The 18439-nt window shown below is 59.8% G+C and carries 17 protein-coding genes; 9 read left to right on the top strand and 8 right to left on the bottom strand.

Translation table 11 applies throughout. The annotated features are described in order from the left end of the window. Positions 1–45: 45 nt before the first annotated feature. From C6382_RS04990 to C6382_RS04975, 4 genes are read right to left on the bottom strand one after another with little or no spacing between them, the layout of a single operon-like run. A complete protein-coding gene (locus C6382_RS04990; protein ID WP_107023423.1) occupies positions 46–1338 on the bottom strand; it encodes an NAD(P)/FAD-dependent oxidoreductase in 1293 nt (430 codons plus the stop codon). Beyond that, on the bottom strand, positions 1331–2011 hold the full coding sequence (locus C6382_RS04985; RefSeq protein WP_107023422.1) for a peptidase S8 and S53 subtilisin kexin sedolisin: 681 nt from the start codon (positions 2009–2011) through the stop codon (positions 1331–1333). Before C6382_RS04985 ends, C6382_RS04990 begins: the two co-directional genes overlap by 8 nt. Beyond that, complete coding sequence (locus C6382_RS04980) at positions 2001–3734, bottom strand: ABC transporter ATP-binding protein (RefSeq protein WP_107023421.1); 1734 nt, start codon at positions 3732–3734, stop codon at positions 2001–2003. The genes C6382_RS04985 and C6382_RS04980 overlap by 11 nt, the downstream gene beginning before the upstream one ends. A gap of 10 nt (positions 3735–3744) precedes the next feature. Beyond that, positions 3745–5652 (bottom strand): sigma-54-dependent Fis family transcriptional regulator, encoded by a 1908-nt coding sequence (locus C6382_RS04975; RefSeq protein WP_107023420.1) that lies wholly within the window; start codon positions 5650–5652, stop codon positions 3745–3747. Positions 5653–6100: 448 nt separating this feature from the next. On the opposite strand from C6382_RS04975, the gene C6382_RS04970 reads away from it, so the two are divergent. After that, a complete protein-coding gene (locus C6382_RS04970) occupies positions 6101–6409 on the top strand; it encodes a hypothetical protein (protein WP_107023419.1) in 309 nt (102 codons plus the stop codon). A 93-nt stretch (positions 6410–6502) separates the two neighbouring features. Here C6382_RS04970 and C6382_RS04965 read toward each other — a convergent pair whose 3' ends face one another. Then, positions 6503–8128 (bottom strand): mechanosensitive ion channel family protein, encoded by a 1626-nt coding sequence (locus tag C6382_RS04965; RefSeq protein ID WP_107023418.1) that lies wholly within the window; start codon positions 8126–8128, stop codon positions 6503–6505. A 446-nt stretch (positions 8129–8574) separates the two neighbouring features. Here C6382_RS04965 and C6382_RS04960 point away from each other — a divergent pair, with 446 nt between their 5' ends. The 6 genes from C6382_RS04960 (at position 8575) to C6382_RS04935 (ending at position 14010) form a co-directional block, all read left to right on the top strand. After that, entirely contained in the window at positions 8575–9765 is a 1191-nt protein-coding gene (locus C6382_RS04960) for a glycosyltransferase family 4 protein (RefSeq protein WP_107023417.1), read from the top strand. A gap of 179 nt (positions 9766–9944) precedes the next feature. Further along, a complete protein-coding gene (gene napE / locus C6382_RS04955) occupies positions 9945–10112 on the top strand; it encodes a periplasmic nitrate reductase, NapE protein (RefSeq protein WP_038610650.1) in 168 nt (55 codons plus the stop codon). 33 nt (positions 10113–10145) lie between these two features. After that, positions 10146–10406, top strand: a complete 261-nt coding sequence (locus C6382_RS04950; protein WP_107023416.1) for a chaperone NapD — start codon at positions 10146–10148, stop codon at positions 10404–10406. Continuing rightward, positions 10403–12907 (top strand): nitrate reductase catalytic subunit NapA, encoded by a 2505-nt coding sequence (gene napA / locus C6382_RS04945; protein WP_107023415.1) that lies wholly within the window; start codon positions 10403–10405, stop codon positions 12905–12907. Before C6382_RS04950 ends, napA begins: the two co-directional genes overlap by 4 nt. Positions 12908–12918: 11 nt before the next feature. Further along, on the top strand, positions 12919–13404 hold the full coding sequence (locus C6382_RS04940; protein ID WP_107023414.1) for a nitrate reductase cytochrome c-type subunit: 486 nt from the start codon (positions 12919–12921) through the stop codon (positions 13402–13404). Positions 13405–13413: 9 nt separating this feature from the next. Further along, on the top strand, positions 13414–14010 hold the full coding sequence (locus tag C6382_RS04935) for a cytochrome c3 family protein (protein ID WP_107023413.1): 597 nt from the start codon (positions 13414–13416) through the stop codon (positions 14008–14010). Positions 14011–14032: 22 nt separating this feature from the next. Here the strand turns inward: C6382_RS04935 and C6382_RS04930 are convergent, their stop codons facing one another. Then, positions 14033–14482 (bottom strand): YMGG-like glycine zipper-containing protein, encoded by a 450-nt coding sequence (locus C6382_RS04930; RefSeq protein ID WP_107023412.1) that lies wholly within the window; start codon positions 14480–14482, stop codon positions 14033–14035. 88 nt (positions 14483–14570) lie between these two features. Next, positions 14571–14888: a DUF2388 domain-containing protein gene (locus C6382_RS04925; RefSeq protein ID WP_107023411.1), complete on the bottom strand. Its 318-nt coding sequence runs from the start codon at positions 14886–14888 to the stop codon at positions 14571–14573. A 201-nt stretch (positions 14889–15089) separates the two neighbouring features. Here C6382_RS04925 and potE point away from each other — a divergent pair, with 201 nt between their 5' ends. Further along, a complete protein-coding gene (potE, locus tag C6382_RS04920; RefSeq protein WP_107023410.1) occupies positions 15090–16433 on the top strand; it encodes a putrescine-ornithine antiporter in 1344 nt (447 codons plus the stop codon). Then, complete coding sequence (locus tag C6382_RS04915) at positions 16423–17316, top strand: amino acid ABC transporter substrate-binding protein (RefSeq protein ID WP_107023409.1); 894 nt, start codon at positions 16423–16425, stop codon at positions 17314–17316. The genes potE and C6382_RS04915 overlap by 11 nt, the downstream gene beginning before the upstream one ends. Positions 17317–17414: 98 nt before the next feature. On the opposite strand, the gene xerC is transcribed toward C6382_RS04915, so the two are convergent. Then, the gene (gene xerC / locus C6382_RS04910) at positions 17415–18329 is read right to left on the bottom strand and encodes a tyrosine recombinase XerC (protein WP_107023408.1); all 915 of its coding nucleotides are present in this window, start codon (positions 18327–18329) and stop codon (positions 17415–17417) included. Positions 18330–18439: the final 110 nt, after the last annotated feature.

Below are 18439 nucleotides of genomic sequence, written 5' to 3'. Positions count from 1 at the left end.
TGTCAGCCACATCGCAATCGCGGGCAAGCCCACCCCACCGGGTACTCAGCCATAGCCCTGCTCGGCCAACCAGCGCCGCACCATCATCTGTTGCTGCGCCGACCGATCGCTTAACACCTGCGCCAGTTCAAGCCCGTCTTGAACACCACGCACCACCGGCGCCAGCTCAATCCCCTGCAGATGCCACACCCCCAACGGCTGATCCGCTGTCACCACCACCTCGGCCTCATCCACCAGTCCATCGCGCAACACCGGTCGCGACTCGACGCGCACAGCCCTCCAGTCGGAAGCGCCATGCACCGGTTGCGCATCCGGCCACTGGCGCCTGCGCGCCCAGAATGGCCCGGCCGCGCGCGTCTGCTCCTGCGCATAAAAGTCCCGCCCGATCCGGGCGAAGCGCAAGAATAGCTGCTCGATCCGTTGCTGATGGAAGCGCTGCGCCAGAGCAGCCCGCGGCGGGCAGCGCAAAAGCGTGTTGATCACCGCTGGCGCCTGCAACGCTGAAGACAGCGACTGGAAAATCCCGTTCCCCGACAGTGGGTCAACCGCCATGGCCGCGTCGCCCACCCGCAACCAATCGTCGCCTGCACACTCGCCCGCCAGAATGGCCGTGCTGCTGCGGGCATGGACGGTTGCCGGCGCCAGGGACTGCGCATCGAACAACTCGGCCACCAGCCTCGAGCGGCGTCGGCGTTCGGCGCAGTACTCGGCCAGCGTGGCCTTGCCCGGCAGGCGTTCGGCATTCAGGGTAATCTGCCAGTAGCAGCGGCCATCGGCCAAACGGGCCATCCACGCCCAGCCATCGTCGATGCTCTCCACCGCCGAAGCCGGCACGCCAGGTTTGCCCTGCCAGAGGTTGAGCAGGCTGACCGTCTCCGGGCCGCGCAAGCGGTCGACCGTCAGCGGCGCCTGGCGACCACGGGCCTCCACCAGGAACTCGGCCTTGAGGATCTGCCCATCGTCCAGACGCACCTGATGACCATCCTGGCCCTGCACCTCACGTACCCGGCCCTCGACCAAGGTCACCCCGGCCCGCTGCAGATCATCGCGCAGGGCCCGGTCGAACGCTTGCCGATCGAGCAGATACTCCTGATTGAGGCGCAAGTGCTGGCCATTCCACCGCACTTGCCGCGTCGCGGGTGTAGCGACCTGGTGCAGAGCACCCCCCAGGCCGGCATGCCGCAAGCCCTCAAGTACCCGCTGCGAAACGCCTTCTACAGCCGCGAAGCGACGCCACTCGGACACCACCGTGACCGCGTAGCCCAGGCGCCGCAGACCGATGGCGGTGGCCGCGCCGGCAGGGCCGGCACCCAGGATCAAGATACGCGGTTCAGACATGCCCGCCTCTACGGCGCTCAGGGCCGATGAAGGTGGCCTGCTCGCGCAAATACACCAGCACCTGCTCGCGTGTCGCCTGCCGATGTTCGCGTAGATAGGCAGCAATCTGCCCGCTCAGGGCCGCGCAGGCCAGGCTGGCACCAGCTGGCCCGGCGCCCTCGCCGACTGCTGCACCAAAGTCAGCCTGCGCAGTGTCCAGCCAGGACCACTGCCCCGGCGCACAGCGGGCATCGCCGGTGATACGCAGCACGCCCGGGTAGCTGGCCGGATAAACCAGTGCTCCGCGCGCGGGGCTGGACGCACAGAGCAACACCCCGGCCTCCACGGCCACAGCGCAGGCCTGGCGAAGAACGGCTCGATCCTGCGTCAGACCCAGGCTCAGGTTGACCAGGCTCACGTCTTGCTCCACCAGCCACAGCAGCGCCGCACTGACTTGCAACACCGAAGTCACCCCCCGGTTGTCGAACACCTGGGCCACCTTCACCGACAGCCCATCGGCCTGCGCCAGAAGTCGCTCAAGCACCGCACCGCCATGGCCGAGGGCATCGGCCTGCAACTCACCTTGGCAAAGTGTGCCCTGCTCCAGCCAGAAACGCCGCCCGCCCGCCAGGCACTGGGCCTGCTGCGCCGAACAGCCACTGTCGATCACCCCCACGCACAGTTCATCGGCCATGGCGCAGTGGCTCCTGCCAGGCCGCTTGCAAGCGGCCGTCTTCAAGGTGCAGGTGCAGGTCGGCGTCGGCCAGGGTACTGGTGCGGTGGCTAATGAGAATGCGCGTGCGCCCGGCGAACAGCCGGTCAATGGCCGCGATCACTTCGCGCTCTGTGGCCTCGTCCACCGCCGATGTCGCTTCGTCGAGCACCAGCACCCGTGGATCCTGGAGCAAAGCGCGGGCGATGGCGATGCGCTGTTTCTGCCCGCCAGACAACTGCTGGCCGCGTTCGCCCAACTGACCGTCCAGGCCAAGGGGCAAGGCCTCAACCAGTGTCTCAAGGCGCGTCAGGCGCACCACCCGTTCAAGGTCCTCACGGCTGGCCTCAGGCACACTGTAGGCCAGGTTCTGCGCCAGCGTGCCGCGAAACAGCACGATGTCCTGACTGACCACGGCAATGGACCTGCGCAGCGCCAGCAGATCCAGGTCGCGCAGGTCGGCACCATCGAGCAGGATGCGCCCCTGCTCAGGGTCATAAAAACGCTGCAGCAGATCGATCAGGGTCGACTTGCCAACCCCGGAGGCGCCGCTGATCGCCACTTTCACGCCTGCTGGAATGCAGATATCAACGCCGCCAAGCACCTGGCCCAGGCGCTGCTCATGGGCGAAATGCACAGACTCCAGACGCAGTTCTCCAGGCCCTTGCGGCATGGGCACCGGCGCTGTCGCCTGGCGCACGCCAACCGGCTCCTGCTGCAATTCCATCACCCGCCCGAGACTGACGGCCATACGCTGCACCGCCACGTACAGGCCGAGCAGGCTCTGTACCGGCCCGACCGCCATGCCCAGGTAGGTGGAGAACGCGATCAGTGCGCCCAATTGCCAGGTTCCTTGAATCACCCAGTAGCCGCCGACCAGGAAGGCACAGGCACGACACAGCGAGGTCAGCGTACCCGGCACCGCCTGGGTGAAGAACTCAGTGACCTGCACCCGCAGCAACTGGCTCATGTAGCCCTGCCCCAGGCGCTCCAGGCGTTCGGACTCATGGCGCTGCTGCCCGGCCGCCTGGATGAACTTCATGGCTGGCAGGGTCTCGACCAGAAACGACGAGACATCGGCGGAGCGCTCGCGCAAGTTACGCACCTCACGTTCAACTTTGCGGCGCATCCAGCGCAACCAGAGCACTTCGATGGGGATCAGCAGCGCCAGCAACAACGACAGCTGCCAGGACAACATGAGCATCAGGGTCACCGCGCCGATCAGGCCAATCACACTGGAAACCGCGGCGAACAGCGAGTCCACTGCGAAGCGCTGGATCTCGGCAACATCGCCATCGAGCCGCGAAAGAATGTCACCGATGCGCTTACGCCCGTAGAATGCCGGTGACAGCTGCTGCAAGTGGCGATACAGGTCATCGCGCAGGGCGAATAGAATGCGCCCGGACAGGCGTGTGTGCAGGTAACGGTTGATGCCCGCTAGCAGCATACCGACGATCCCGACGGCAATCATGATCAGCGCCATCTGCCAGAGCACCTGCAAGTCCTTGGCCAGCAGGCCTTGGTCGATCAGGGTTTTGACCAGCCAGGGTTGCACCAGCACCAGCAGCGAAGCCGCCAGGGACAGCCCAAGCAACACGGCGATCGCTCGCCGGTGCGGGCGCACGAAGCCGTACAGCCAGGCCAGCGCGTGGCGCATCAGCTGCGGGTCGGAGCTGTTGATCAGCCTGAGAAAAATACCGCCCATCAGCAGCCCCTTATCCGCGCAGTTGCTTGAGTTTTCGGTACAGCGTGGCACGGCTGATACCCAGGGCCTCGGCTGCTGCCGAGACATTGCCCTGGTGGCGCGCCAACGCGCCGCGGATCAACTCCACCTCGTGCTCACGAATGCTGCCGGTTTGCTGCGCACTGGCACTGAGTTCATCGAGCAAGCAATCAGTCAGGTGTTCCAGGCTCAGTACCTGCTCACCCGGCTCGCGCATGGCCAGTGCCGAGCGCAAGACCATTTCCAGTTGCCGGATGTTACCCGGCCAGTCGAAGTTGCTTAGTAGCTCGCGCAGGCCCTTGTCCAGCTCGACATCCTCAGCGCCGAATTTGCCCAGCAGGGTGTCGATTACCTCGCTCAGGTCGTCGCGGTCGCGCAAGGCCGGCAGCTGCACGCTTACGCCGTTGATGCGGTAGTAGAGGTCTTCGCGAAAGTGCTGGTCGAGCACCAGCCTTTTCAGATCGCGGTGGGTGGCACAGATCACCGCCACGTCGATGTCCTGCTCGTCGCCGCCGCCAAGCGGCGCGACCCGGCGCTCCTGCAGCACCCTGAGCAAACGCGCCTGCAGGGCCAACGGCATATCGCCGATTTCGTCGAGAAACAAGGTTCCGCCGTGAGCCTGCATCAGCCGGCCGACCATGCCGCCACGGCGCGAGCCGGTGAACGCACCCTCGCGATAGCCGAACAGCTCGGACTCGATCAGACCTTCCGGGATGGCGGCGCAGTTGACCGCAACAAAGGGCTTGTCAGTACGCGGGCTGGACTGGTGCAAGGCCCGCGCCACGACCTCCTTGCCGGTGCCGGTCTCGCCAAGCAGCAGCACCGGCAGGTCATTGTTCAAGCCCCGGCACGCCATGCGCAGGGCTCTGGCCAGGCGTGCATCGCTGCCGGCCAGGGTTTGCAGTTGTGCAGGTTTAGGTGCGGGGAGCGCCTTGCCAAGCGCTCGCGGCGTACTCATGGTGGCACGCTGCGGCAGATGTAGCGCTCGGAAGAAAAATTCGCCCTTGGCGGTTTGCACGCTGTTCACCCTGTCGCTCCACAGGCGGGTGAGGAAGGCTGACGTGCGTTCGCCCATCAGCTCACTGCAACGCCGTCCAAGCAGCGCCGGACGCGCCAGCTGGAGCAACTCACAGGCGCGTTCGTTAGCCGCCAGCACCTCGCCATCAAGGCTCAGGGCCAGCAGGCCGTGCCAGGCACTGCCAAGGTATTGCGCACGGTTGTGAAACGACAGCACCAACTGATCGGGATAGCACAACCCGAACATCCGGCTCTCGATATTGCTTGCCGCCATAATTAGTGTGGAGAGGTTGTCCTGAGGCTGGGCCATGACGCCTTCGCGGGTCAGGTCGAGAACGCCGATCACATGCCCTTGGGGATCGCGCAGCGGCACTGAGGTACAGGAAAACGGGCTGAGTCGGTCCAGGTAGTGCTCGCCGCAGTTGATCAGGGTCGGGCGACCCTCGACCACAGCCGTGCCGATGGCATTGGTGCCGCGGCTCGACTCGCTCCAGCAACTGCCTGGGTGCAAGTCACGCAGGCCTGCCTGATTGAGCTCGGCCGTCTGCCCACCGATGGCCAGTATGTTGGCCTGCGCATCGCCGAGAATGATCATCCCGCTGTTGCCCTGACGGGCGACCAGGTATTCCATTTCCGGCGTAGCGGCGTCGATCAGCAGACGGTTACCCTCCAGCAGCTCCTGCAAACGCTGACGTACGCCCATCTCTACCTGTTCGGACGCCAGGCAGCTCAGACCATGGCCCAGGCTGCGCCGCCACGAGGCATCAATTTCCTCGCGAAGCATGCCCTGCGGCAAAGCGCCTTCACTCACAAGTTTCAGGCGGGCCATCCGGGATGTCTGCAATGGATCGGTAGCAATTGTTATTGGTATATGTCGCGCCATCTCTGACTCCAGCGTGATGCGATTGCTCCATCTGCGCTGACTGTACCCCAATATTCCACCGTTTCCACGCATTGTCGGCAAAGCCATACCCTTGGCCTGTTAACTGATTCGCAGGGCGTCGCGCTTCTCCACCGACATCTCGGCCACCTCAGTGGCTGAAGGGTCACCTGGTAACGGGCCGGACCCTCCTGGGCACCGGCCCCAACGATGCATTTTAATAAACCTGTTACTGGACGAGAAAAGTTCAATAAGTTATGTTTCCCTGCAACTATCGGAAGATATACATCTCGACAGTTACGAGCATTTAGAAGATTGTAAGAGCCTTCCTACAAACATCTTTTAATCTCAAACATAACTTATCAGTGCGCCCACAAGGATGTCAGACGCCTGAGGACACGCCGGCAGTAGCTGCTGGCGTTAAACTCATACGCCATAGGGACCATGCACCATGTCCAATCATGACTTTCAACTGACCTATTCCATCCCTGAAACCATCGATGGCAGTTCTGCCACTGCGCGGGAAAAAATGCGCGACCACCAGGACTGGGAAACGGTCAGCGATATCGACACAACCTTGACTGGCCAGCTTCAGCTTCAAGGTTTGATTAGCGAAAAGCGCAAACAGGCTGAAAAAGAAGTGAAAAAGGTTATTCAGGAACTGCTAAAGCAAAGTCGCAAGCATAGCGATCTGAAACTCCATGCCAGTTTGATGGTGTGTGGTCTGGGTGAGCACATGCGTTTCGATGTCATTGCGTAACTGAACCCTGCCCCGCGATGGCATCAGGCGCCCCCCATCTCGTCTGCTACCATCGCAGGGCAGGCCCTTCGCCCATGAACCTCATAGGTTGCATCACCGCCCCGCTCCTTGCTCACCGGGCTCCTGCGCCGGTGCTGTGAACCAACGTTCCCTGGGCACACGCTTCTCATCCTGGGGATCCCCCAGGTAGTGCGGCGACATGATCTGCACCCCGTACTCATTGAATACATCCTGAATATTAGCGTGCAACATGCTCAACAGCTCTGCCCGCGGTCGTGGCTCACTCGGTACCGCCTGGGCGACCAGACGATATTCCGGATAGAAATCCGACAGTGCCGTTTGAAACACCTGGGGGCTGGGCGTCTGCAAAATTCCGGAAGTACGCTGCGCAGCTTCCAGCAACATGGCTTCAACCTGGCGCCAAGGCGTGTCGTAGCCGATGGTAACCACGGTATCGACCACGTACCCGGCACCTTGCACCACCCGCGAGTAGTTCTTGGTCACCGCCCCGGTGATCATTGAATTTGGAATGGTCAGGACCTCGCCCAATCCGGTACGGATACTGGTGGTAAACATACCAAGCTCTGTCACCGTACCTTCATGCTCGCCAATGCGGACAAACTCGCCAGGGCGCAAGGTGCGGGTGTAAGTCAGGATCAACCCTGCAGCCGCCTGCCCGACCACACTGGAGGCGCCGAGGGAGATCATCAGGCCGATCAGCACCGACAAGCCCTTGAAAGCTTCGGTGCCAGCACCCGGCAGATAGGGATAGGCCATCGCCAGGGCAAACAGCCAGATCGCCAGCGAGGTCAAGCGCGTGGTCGGCTGCAGGGTTTCATGGTTGAGCCAGGTGATGGTCCCGGGCCTGGCCAGTCGTTCCAGCACTCGCTTGCTGAAGGCGCTGATCCCGCGCGCGATAAAAAATATCATCAGGGCGATGACCAGCCCCGGAATCGCGCTGATGATGGCGTCGAGCACATAACGCAGCAGGTTCAGCAAGTAATGATCGAGGCTTTCACCCCAGGGCCGGGTGTAAGGAAAGCGTTGTAAAACGAAGGTCAGCCACTCGTAGGTGAGCAGCAGCACGACGGTCCAGTACAACAATGCCAGCAGCCGCCGGATCAGCGGAAACAGGTTGCTGGTATCCAGTAGCGGGGTTTCTCCTACTTTGAGCACATCGTGATGACGACGTATGCGCTTGGGGAGCTGGGATTGCAGTTTGCGCCGAACAAAGCCGGCGAAGCGCAGCAGACCAATAAATAGAAAGGTTGCCACTGCACTCATGCCGCCGGCTGTCAACAGAAAGCGAACGCTGCGGGCCTGTTGCGACTCCTCCACTGCTTTTTCCAGGCGTTGCGCGGCTTGTGCTGCGGCGTCGGCTGCCGATGTTTCAGGGTCGGTATCCTTGGGCGTGACAATAAACGCACGGCGTTCACCTAGCAGTACCAGGTAGCTGTCTTGAATGGTATCAAGGCGCACGACAGGATCTTCGGTGCCGTTGAGCATTTCGTTGATCACCGCCTGAGCACGCTGTGCCCGCGCCTCAGGCGCTTCGCCTAGCAAGCTTGCGCGAAAGGTCATAATGCTGCGATTGGCAACTTTCAGCTCGGCCGACGGCGCCACGCTCTCTGCAGTGTCTTGCGCGGCATTGGCGGCAGGGTGAACAGCCGTCCATAGCAGGAACAAAACACACAAATAGCGCTTTACCCATTTCCCCATGTCCCTTGCTCCGGTCTGATTCCCTCAGTCAGCGTAGACGTGGTTGTACGCTTGTACCTGTTGTTCACAGAACCGCTGTAGGACGCTACTTTCAGCCTGCTTGCTCTCAGCGCGGCAGCGCTGTTTAAAAAAAAGCTGCCGATCCCTCCCGAATTTGTAGGGCGTGGCTATCCTTTCGTTTGTCACGATGACAATTGGACATCATTGTGCTGGCCCGCACACGACACTGGATTGCGTTCCCCGGGATAAACACATTTGGCCAAACAGGTGGCGTAGGCGTTCAGGTTTATGGGTAAACACACGATTGGCTCGTCAACGCGAAACGCAAGTGAATCAGTTTTTATGGCTCCCGCGCTGTCCTTGTTGACAGCCTGCTCATCACATGAGGTGGTTGATACCGTAGGGAAGATCACTTACAGCCGTCAACAGTTACGTGTGAGGGGAATATGATCAATGAGCCTTACCTCCTGTTCACCAGGATCGTGATAAAAAAAGACAACCAAGGGAAGCTATTCACCGATCCCTTGTGGGCTAAAGACCTGAAGCTGCACTTAAACTACATACAGAACTTCGGCATCTGCTGCCCCGTTGTCAAAAGCAGAAGCCTGGAGGGACTGCAAGACATTAGCGACCTGGATATAAAGTGGCTTTTTGAGCTGAAAAATGACCGCGGCATTCCATCGGTACTAAAAAATCTCCTGCCAAACTTCATCACTGTCATCAAGGCATGCAAGCAAGCAAAAATCGTTCACTCCGATGGTGCCGGCTGGGCGTTCCCCTTGTCTTTTTATTTGTTAATGCTTAAGCCGTTCATGCCCTTTCAATGGATTATCGTCATCGAATCGTCATTCTGGATGCTGGGTCAGGGCGAGGCTAAAACCACCAGAAAAACAATTGAACATTACGCTCATCGAACGCTACTGAGATGTTGTTTGAAGGCGGCAAACTCTAGAATCTTCACCCAGTCATTTTACCGGGATTACTTCCTAGGCAATGACAAGCGCCGAACACTTATAAACCCTGCAACCTGGGTGGATAAAAGCAATTTCTCAAACCCGGAAGCGGTCAAGCGCAGATTCAGTGACAAAACCGATGGCAAACTAAACATACTCTTTCCCTCACGTCTCGTCGCAGACAAAGGCGTTCTTGTTGTGCTCGCCGCCATCGAGCAATTGAAACCGCACGACGTGAATATAAACATCACCATCATGGGTTCGGGGGATTTAGAAGAAACCTGCCGTCGCTTTGCAAGGGAACGCCATGGCGGCGTCACCGTGAGATATCAAGAAAATGTCGATTACGGAGAAGCATTCTTCAAGGTCATTTCACACCACGACTGGGTGCTGGTTCCCACGCTAAAGCAGGAACAACCCAGGATCATTTTCGACGCGTTCAGCCAAGGCACCCCGGTCATCGCCTCAGACACTTACGGCATCCTGGATATTACTGACAAGGACACCGCGCTAACCTTCGAGACGGGGAACCCATCCCGTTTGGCAGAGGCTATTCTTCATGCCGCGCGGCATCCCGACCTTGCGCTCAACATGGGCCTCGCCGGTTTGGAGTATGCGGCTGGAAAGACCCATTTGCAGATGCATCAAGACCGAGAAGAATTCCTGAAGAGCAGCCTGAAGTAATGCAGCCTAGGCCAGCGAGCAAACAATAATTATTCTCAGCCAGGTTGCCGGTGCACTTGCCTAACTGGCGAAATCATTGACCTGCAACAGAAATGCCGCCGGTCTAATTCAGCTGCAATGATGTAACTACCTCACTGAAGTGATCTACGCTCAACCCAACTCCGTTTGGAGCGCGTCCAATGCCATCGGCTGAAGAACAAAAACCTGTACGGCGCAAGGAAGCCCTGCTGTTCATCTTCCTTGTCGCCTGCCTGTTCCCCCTGCTATCGGTGGCGATCGTCGGTGGCTACGGTTTCATCATCTGGTTTTTGCAAATGCTCTACGGCCCGCCCGGGCCGCCCAACTGATAGACCGCCAACGCTATCTATTGGAGCCAATGCATGGACGAAGCCCGACATATTGCCAGCCTTGTAGTACTTGCCCGCCCGGAATTGTTTGATGCTGTCAAAGCCAACTTGCGACTGTTCGATGGCCTGGAATTGCATCAGGAAAGTAGCACCGGAAAGTTGGTGGTGGTGCTTGAGGCGGTAGATGAAAACCAGATTTTGCAGCGCATCGACCAGATCAACAATTTGCCGGGCGTACTCAATGCGGCGTTGATCTATCACGAACTCCTCGACCCTGCAGGAGAAATCGAATGAGCATGACCCGCCGTGAATTCGCCAAAGCCCAGGCCGCCGCCATTGCCGCGGCAGCGGCCGGCCTGCCGATCTATACCACCGCCAGTAACCTGATTACAGAAGCGGACATGGTCACCCTGGACTGGAACAAGGCGCCCTGCCGCTTCTGCGGCACCGGTTGCAGTGTGATGGTCGCCACCCGCGACAACCGCGTGGTGGCGACCCATGGCGACGTCAAAGCCGAGGTCAATCGAGGCTTGAACTGCGTCAAGGGCTACTTCCTGTCGAAGATCATGTATGGCAACGACCGCCTGACCCAGCCACTGCTGCGCATGAAGAACGGCCAGTACGACAAGCAGGGCGAGTTCCAACCGGTCAGCTGGGAGAAAGCCTTCGACATCATGGAAGCGAAGTTCAAGCAAGCCTTGAAGAACAAAGGCTCAGGCTCGATCGGCATGTTTGGCTCAGGGCAATGGACCGTGTGGGAAGGTTACGCCGCCAACAAACTGATGAAGGCCGGCTTTCGCAGCAATAACATTGACCCTAATGCCCGTCATTGCATGGCCTCGGCGGTGATGGGCTTCATGCGCACCTTCGGCATGGATGAGCCAATGGGCTGCTATGACGACATCGAGGCCACCGATGCGTTCGTGCTTTGGGGCTCGAACATGGCCGAGATGCATCCGATTCTCTGGAGCCGGGTCACCGACCGGCGCCTGAGCCAGCCGCAGGTCAAGGTCGCGGTGCTGTCTACCTTCGAGCACCGCAGCTTTGAACTGGCCGACATACCCATGGTGTTCAAGCCACAGACCGATCTGTTGATCCTCAACTACATCGCCAATCACATCATTGAAAGCGGCGCGGTCAACAAGGACTTCATCAGCAAGCACACCCGCTTCGCCCAGGGCGCCGACGACATCGGTTACGGCCTGCGCCCGGACAACCCGCTGGAGACCCAGGCAAAGAATGCCGACAAGGCCAACACCTGGAGCGACATCAACTTCGAACAGTTCGCCGCCTTCGTCCGCCCCTATACCTTGGAACGCGCCGCCAAGGAATCGGGCGTGCCAGCGGAACGCCTCAAGGCCCTGGCCGAACTCTATGCCGACCCAAAACGCAAGGTCGTGTCGTTCTGGACCATGGGCTTCAACCAGCACACCCGTGGGGTCTGGGCCAACAACCTGATCTACAACATTCACTTGCTTACCGGCAAGATCAGCGAGCCGGGCAACAGCCCGTTCTCCCTCACCGGCCAGCCCTCCGCCTGCGGTACCGCCCGTGAAGTCGGAACCTTCTCCCACCGCTTGCCCGCTGACCTGGTGGTGACCAATCCGAAGCACCGTGCCACTGCGGAAAAAATCTGGAAACTGCCGGCCGGGACCATCGAGGAAAAGGTCGGTTTTCATGCAGTGCAACAAAGCCGCATGCTCAAGGACGGTGTGCTCAATGTGTACTGGACCCAGGCCAGCAACAACATGCATGCCGGCCCCAACATCATGCAGGAGGTGCTGCCCGGCTGGCGTAAACCCGAAAACTTCGTAATCGTTTCTGATGTATATCCGACCGTCTCGGCCCAGGCCGCCGACCTGATCCTGCCCAGCGCCATGTGGGTGGAAAAGGAAGGCGCCTTTGGCAACGCCGAACGTCGCACCCAGTTCTGGCACCAGTTGGTCACTGCTCCCGGTGATGCCAAGTCGGACTTGTGGCAGCTGGTGGAGTTTTCCAAGCGCTTCACCACCGATGAAACCTGGCCTGCAGAGCTGTTGGCCAAGTCGCCTGAGTACAAGGGCAAAACCTTGTTCGAAGTGCTGTTCAAAAACGGCCAGGTCGATCAGTTTCCGGTCGAGCAACTGGAAGCCGGGTACAAGAACGATGAGGCCAAGGCGTTTGGCTTCTACCTGCAAAAAGGTCTGTTCGAGGAATACGCCCAGTTTGGTCGCGGCCATGGTCATGACCTGGCTGCGTTTGATCGTTACCACAGCGAGCGCGGATTACGCTGGCCAGTGGTCGACGGCAAGGAAACCCGCTGGCGCTATCGCGAAGGCCTGGACCCGTATGTCGAAGCAGGCAGTGGCGTGCAGTTCTATGGTTATGCGGACAAGAAGGCGATCATCTTTGCCCTGCCCTATGAACCGCCGGCCGAAGCCCCCGATGCCGACTACCCGTTCTGGCTGAGCACCGGCCGGGTGCTTGAGCACTGGCATACCGGGACCATGACCCAACGGGTCGAAGAGCTGTACAAGGCGGTGCCCGATGCTCTGGTGTACATGCACCCCGACGACGCCAAAGCCCTGAATGCGCGACGCGGCAGTGAAGTGAAACTGATCAGCCGTCGTGGCGAAATCCGCGCGCGCATTGAAACCCGCGGGCGCAACAAGCCGCCGCAAGGTTTGGTGTTCGTACCGTTCTTCGATGCCAACAAGCTGATCAACAAGGTCACGCTCGATGCCACCGACCCGATCTCCAAGCAGACCGACTACAAAAAATGCGCCATACGCATCGAGTTGATCAGCGTCGCCTGAGGAGCACCGTCATGACCTTTCGAATCCTGCCGTTGTGCCTGCTCGCGGCGATTGGCGTGGTGATCGCTGCCGAAATCGACTATCCGCTCGATGCCCCCGGCCCGGATGGCCGTCGACCCGGCGGTTCCCTGGTCCAAAGCCTGCCGGCACCACCGATTGCCAACGATGAAAACAAGGACCTCAAGCGCGAGCGCAACTACCCTGACCAGCCGCCGACCATTCCCCACAGCATTCGCGGCTATCAGATCGACAAGAACGGCAACAAGTGCCTGTCGTGCCACAGCCGCGCCAACAGCGCCCGCAGCCAGGCGACGATGATCAGCATCACCCATTACATGGACCGCGACGGCCAGGCCTTGGCGGCGGTATCGCCGCGCCGCTATTTCTGCAACCAATGCCATGTGCCGCAGAAAGAGGTGCAACCGCTGGTGGGCAACAGCTTCGAAACCATCGACAAAATCCTGCAAGACGACGCCAACGCCGCGAAGCAACCTTGAGGAGGCGCCATGAAAGCACTGTTCGCCCTGCTTAAGGAGTACTGGGGCATCCTCTGTCGGCCAAGCGTTTATTTCAGCCTGGGATTTTTGACCCTTGGCGGATTTATTGCCGGAATCATCTTCTGGGGCGGGTTCAACACCGCGCTGGAGTTAACCAATACCGAAAAGTTCTGCGTGTCATGCCATGAAATGCGCGACAACGTGTTTGTCGAGCTTAAAGAAACCATTCACTACACCAACCGTTCCGGCGTGCGCGCCAGTTGCCCGGACTGCCACGTGCCGCACGAATGGACGCACAAGATTGCGCGCAAGATGCAAGCGTCCAAGGAAGTCTGGGGCAAGATCTTCGGCACCATCGATACTCGTGACAAGTTCGTTGCCCTGCGCCGCGAGCTTGCCGAGCATGAGTGGGCCAGGCTCAAGGCCAACGATTCACGCGAGTGCCGCAACTGCCACAACTTCGAGTTCATGGACTTCACCCGCCAGAGCAAGCGCGCGGCAACCATGCACTCCACCTCGTTGGCCAAGGGTGAGGCTACCTGTATCGATTGTCACAAAGGCATCGCTCACAGGCTACCGGATATGCATGGCGTGAAGGGCTGGTAGGAGGGAGCAGCTCAGAGCGCAATCAGGGCGAGACCTGATAGCCCTTGCCTTGCAAGCAACTGGTGTAGGCCGAGGCATTGCTAGACTCGCTGGTCCGGCGCTGCTCGCGCCGCTCCTGGCGTTGACGGGAGCCGCCGACCACTGCACCAGCCGCCGCGGTTTGCTGGGCGCGATTTTGCCGATAGTCCTGTTTCACATCGTCGTCGACACGGTCATAGACTTCGTCATGTTGATTGCCACGCACCTGAGCCCCTGCCGCACCAGCAGCGGCGCCAACTGCCGCGCCTTTGACCCGGCCGCCCGCCGCAGGCGGCGCGGTCGAGGCGCTATTGGCGACATTGTGACAGTCATTGATATCCAACTGGATCTGCTGCGAGCTCTGGCCCTTGAGCGGTACCACGGTTTCGGCCAATACCGGGCCGCTGAGCAATGACACGGCCAAGCAAATACCGAGTGACGAAAATCTACACATGATGAACTCCGCAACCTGAACCTGCCTCTGGAGATGAAGCAGTCGGCTTCAGTTTAAATCCCGGGAGTCGGCCTGCTCCTGATCAGGATCAGTGCGCAGTGCCCGGTTGGTCTTGGGTCAGGATCGCCCGGGCGATGTCTTCGTCGCTGGCCTGCAAACCGGGGTTGTCCTGGCGAATACGCTGCATCATCGACTCCAGGTAAACGCCACGAATGGCACCGCCACTGGCAATGAACGAGGAGGCATCGTCACGCGCCGGGATGATGCGTTTGTCGTCCTTGAAGGTGGAATACAGCGAAGCGGAAATCCCCGCCGAAGTGGCCACATCCTTGGCGTCCACATCAGCCAACGCAGCGCCCATGGGCAAGCAGAGAACAAGCGAAGAAGCGATCAGTAAACGACGCATGGTGGTGCCTCCGGAAATCGAGTACCTACGTCAATTAGGATACCCCCAGTAGCGGCCAAGTTCCCTACTGATGCACAAAGGTCATGCCATCCAGGTGAAACACACAAAAAAAGCAGTTGCACGACCCTGCCAGCCCTCCGCTCAGCGAATAAATGACCTATACCCAATAAGCAATGGTTTACAACATCGGGGGGGGCGAGTATGGCGGGCTCAGGCAAAAAAATGACGCTCATCGGGCTCACCACCCTGGTGACGGTCAACATGATGGGGTCCGGCATCATCATGCTGCCGACCAGCATGGCGCAACTGGGGGCGGTGTCGTTGTTGTCCTGGGTGGTGACGGCCATAGGTTCAATGGCAATCGCCTACAGTTTCACCCAATGCGGAGTGTTCTGTTCGCGTTCCGGAGGCCTGTCGGCCTATACCGAAGAAGCCCATGCCAAGTCGGGCTTTTTTCTCTGTTCCTACCTGTACTTTCTTTCGCTGGCGATCGCCAATGTCGCTGTGGCCATCTCCGCGGTAGGTTACATGACCGCCTTCATACCCTGGCTAGGCGGCAGTGCAATGGCGCTGAGCTTTGGCACGATCGGGCTGATCTGGTTGACCATCGTCGCCAACTTCGGCGGGCCGGCCATTACCGGCAGGATCGGTGCAATCACAGTCTGGGGGGTGATCATTCCGGTGGCCGGATTAAGCGTAATCGGCTGGTTCTGGTTCGACCGCGACGTGTTCGCCCAGGCGTGGAACCCCAATGAGCTGCCAATCTGGGAAGCCATCGGCAAAACCATCCCGCTGACCCTCTGGGCCTTTTTGGGCATGGAATCGGCGGCGCAGGCCTTCGATGCCGTGGAGAACCCCAAGCGCAATGTGCCCCTGGCCTGCCTGTTCGGCACCCTCGGCGCCGCGGTGGTGTATGTACTGTCGACCACGGTAATTCAGGGCATCGTACCCAACCCGGAGCTGGCCAATGCGTCGGCGCCGTTTGCCCTGGTCTACGCGAAGATGTTCAGCCCGCTGATCGGCAACATCATCATGGTGCTGGCGGTGATGGCGTGTATCGGCTCGCTCTTGGGTTGGCAGTTCACCCTGGCGCAAACAGCGAAAATGACTGCTGACCAAGGTCTGTTTCCTCAGCTGTTTTCCAGAGTCAGTGCGCTGAACGCTCCAATTCTCGGCATGCTGGTGTGTGGCGTGCTGCAAACGGCAATGGCACTGTCGACCATCTCGCCCAATGCCAGCGCCCAGTTCAGCAAGCTGGTGAGCCTCGCCGCGGTAACCAACCTGATCCCCTACGTGACCGCCCTGACCGGCCTGCTGGCGATCATGCACAAAGCCAGGGTCAGTCCGGCCGTGTATAGCCGCAATACCCTGGTGCTGCTGGTCGCGGTGGGCTATTCGCTTTATGCCCTGTATGCCTGCGGCATGGAGGCGGTGCTCGGTGGCGCCCTGGTTTTGGCTTTCGGTTATCTGCTATATGGTTTTCTCGCCAAGCGTTTCATCACCGAACAGGCCAGGGTTGAACGGGAGTCCGGATATGAAGGCTAGCCTATCGCGGATTGCCTGCTTGTTGATCCTACTGCCAGCCCTTGCTAAGGCTGCAACACTGGAGCAAGTGCGCGCCAGCAAGACCTTGACCCTCGGCTACCTGCCGGACTTTGCGCCCTTCAGTGCGCAGGACGGTGACAAAGCCAGTGGCTACGCCATCGACCTGTGTTTGAAGGTGGCCGAGCAGGTGAAGGTGACTTTGGCGCTCCCCGATCTGCAGGTCCGTTTTCAGCCGGTGGCGCTGGCCGATGGGATTGCGGCGGTCAGTTCAGGCCAGGTAAATCTGCTCTGCACGCCCACTGTGGCCAGTCTGGAACGGCGTAAGCAGGTGAGCTTTTCCGTGCCGGTGTATACCGCTGGAGTGACGGCAGTGGTGCGTCAGGATGCTCCGGGGGACTTGCTCAACGTGCTCAATGGCAAGCAGGCGCACAGTGGGCCGACCTGGCGGGCCACGGTCAATCGTGGGTTGGCTAACCAGACCTTTGCGGTGGTCGCGGGTGGGGTGACTGAGCAATGGGTTCGGCAGCAATTACAGATGCTTGGGGTTATCGCCACCGTAGTGGCGGTTAAGAACAATGATGCGGGGCTTGAGGCAGTTGTCCAAGGTAAGGCCGATGCATTCTTTTCTGAGCGCATGCTGTTGAAGAATCTGTTGGCGCGGCATGCTGAGGCAGGGGATTTGATGCTGGTCGAGCGGATTTATGAGTATTCGCCAGTGTCGATGGTGGTACCCCGAGGGGATGAGGATTTTCGTCTGCTGGTTGATTCGGTGATCAGTGGGATGTATCGGTCTGGAGAGATCGAGCAGGCTTATGGAGTTTATCTTGGGGGGACGAGTGAGGCCGCCAGACAGTTGTTCAAGTTGTATGCGGCGCCGTTGTAGTTTGGGTTTTTTGGGGGTTCTTCACGAAATCCCGGGGACTATGATCCTTGGGTTGGGTGTTGAGGAGGTGGCGCCTCTCCCTGGCGGGGGAGCAGTTGCTAATAGTCGTACCGATCCACCGCCCTGCGCCGCTCGTTGTCGTCACGCATGTCGTAGTTGGCGGTGGTCTGGATGTTGCTGTGGTGTGCCAGTTTCTGCGCAATCGACAGATCGTGCTCTTCGATCACCCGGGTGATGAAGGAGCGACGAAAATCGTGGGGCATGATCTTTACCCCGACCTGGGTGCCGCGCTGGCGGGCAATGTAGTAGATCGCATGCTTGGTGATGCGTTCGCGGGTGATGTGGCTGCCGCGGCGAATTCGATTGAACAGGAAGTCATCATCGGCCTGCCCCTCAGGCAGTTGCTCACGACGAAAGGCCAGCCAGGCGTTGAGTTTGTCGAAGGCCCAGGTCGGCGCGTACTTGATCAGTTGCTTGTTGCCCTTGCCCAGCACCTGCAGGCTGCGCTCGTGGAAATCGACTTGGCTCAGGTCCAGGTTGACCGATTCGGATTTGCGCATGCCCGTGCCATAAAGCAAGGCGATCACTGCCGCATCGCGAAGCCCCTGGGGGCGCGGGTCGGCCGCGCAGGCGTCCATTAGTTCACGGATCAGACTGCGCTTGAGGTTGCGCCCGCTCGACAGGCGTGTGCCTTGGGTCGGTTTGACGCTGCGGATGCGCAGCAGCTGATCCTGGCTGATCAACCCCAGACGCCAGGCCTCGTTCATCACTCCACGCACCGCATTGACATACAGCGACGAGGTGTTGGGCGCGTAACCATCGGCGCGCAAGGCCGCCACCAAGGCCGTGACATGCCCAGGCTCAAGCTGGTACCAAGGCACATCGTTAATGTCACAATCCTCGAAGCCCAAGCGGTCGGCGGCATCCTGGAGGATGTACTTCATGGTCAGCTGACTGGAAAGCGCCAGACGGGCGAGGTATTGCAGCAGGGGATTTTGCAGTGAATCGGACAAACCGGGAATCCTGTCGAACGAAGCTGGGGGCAAATGCCCGATGTCATGACCAGGTCATTGATTGGCAAGCCATTTACACCCGGTGCGGGGCCGATAGTACCTCATCCGGG

Origin of the sequence: Pseudomonas sp. BBP2017, from assembly GCF_003024385.1 — a bacterium.
Taxonomy (GTDB): domain Bacteria; phylum Pseudomonadota; class Gammaproteobacteria; order Pseudomonadales; family Pseudomonadaceae; genus Aquipseudomonas.
This window is presented reverse-complemented; position numbering and strand designations above follow the sequence as displayed.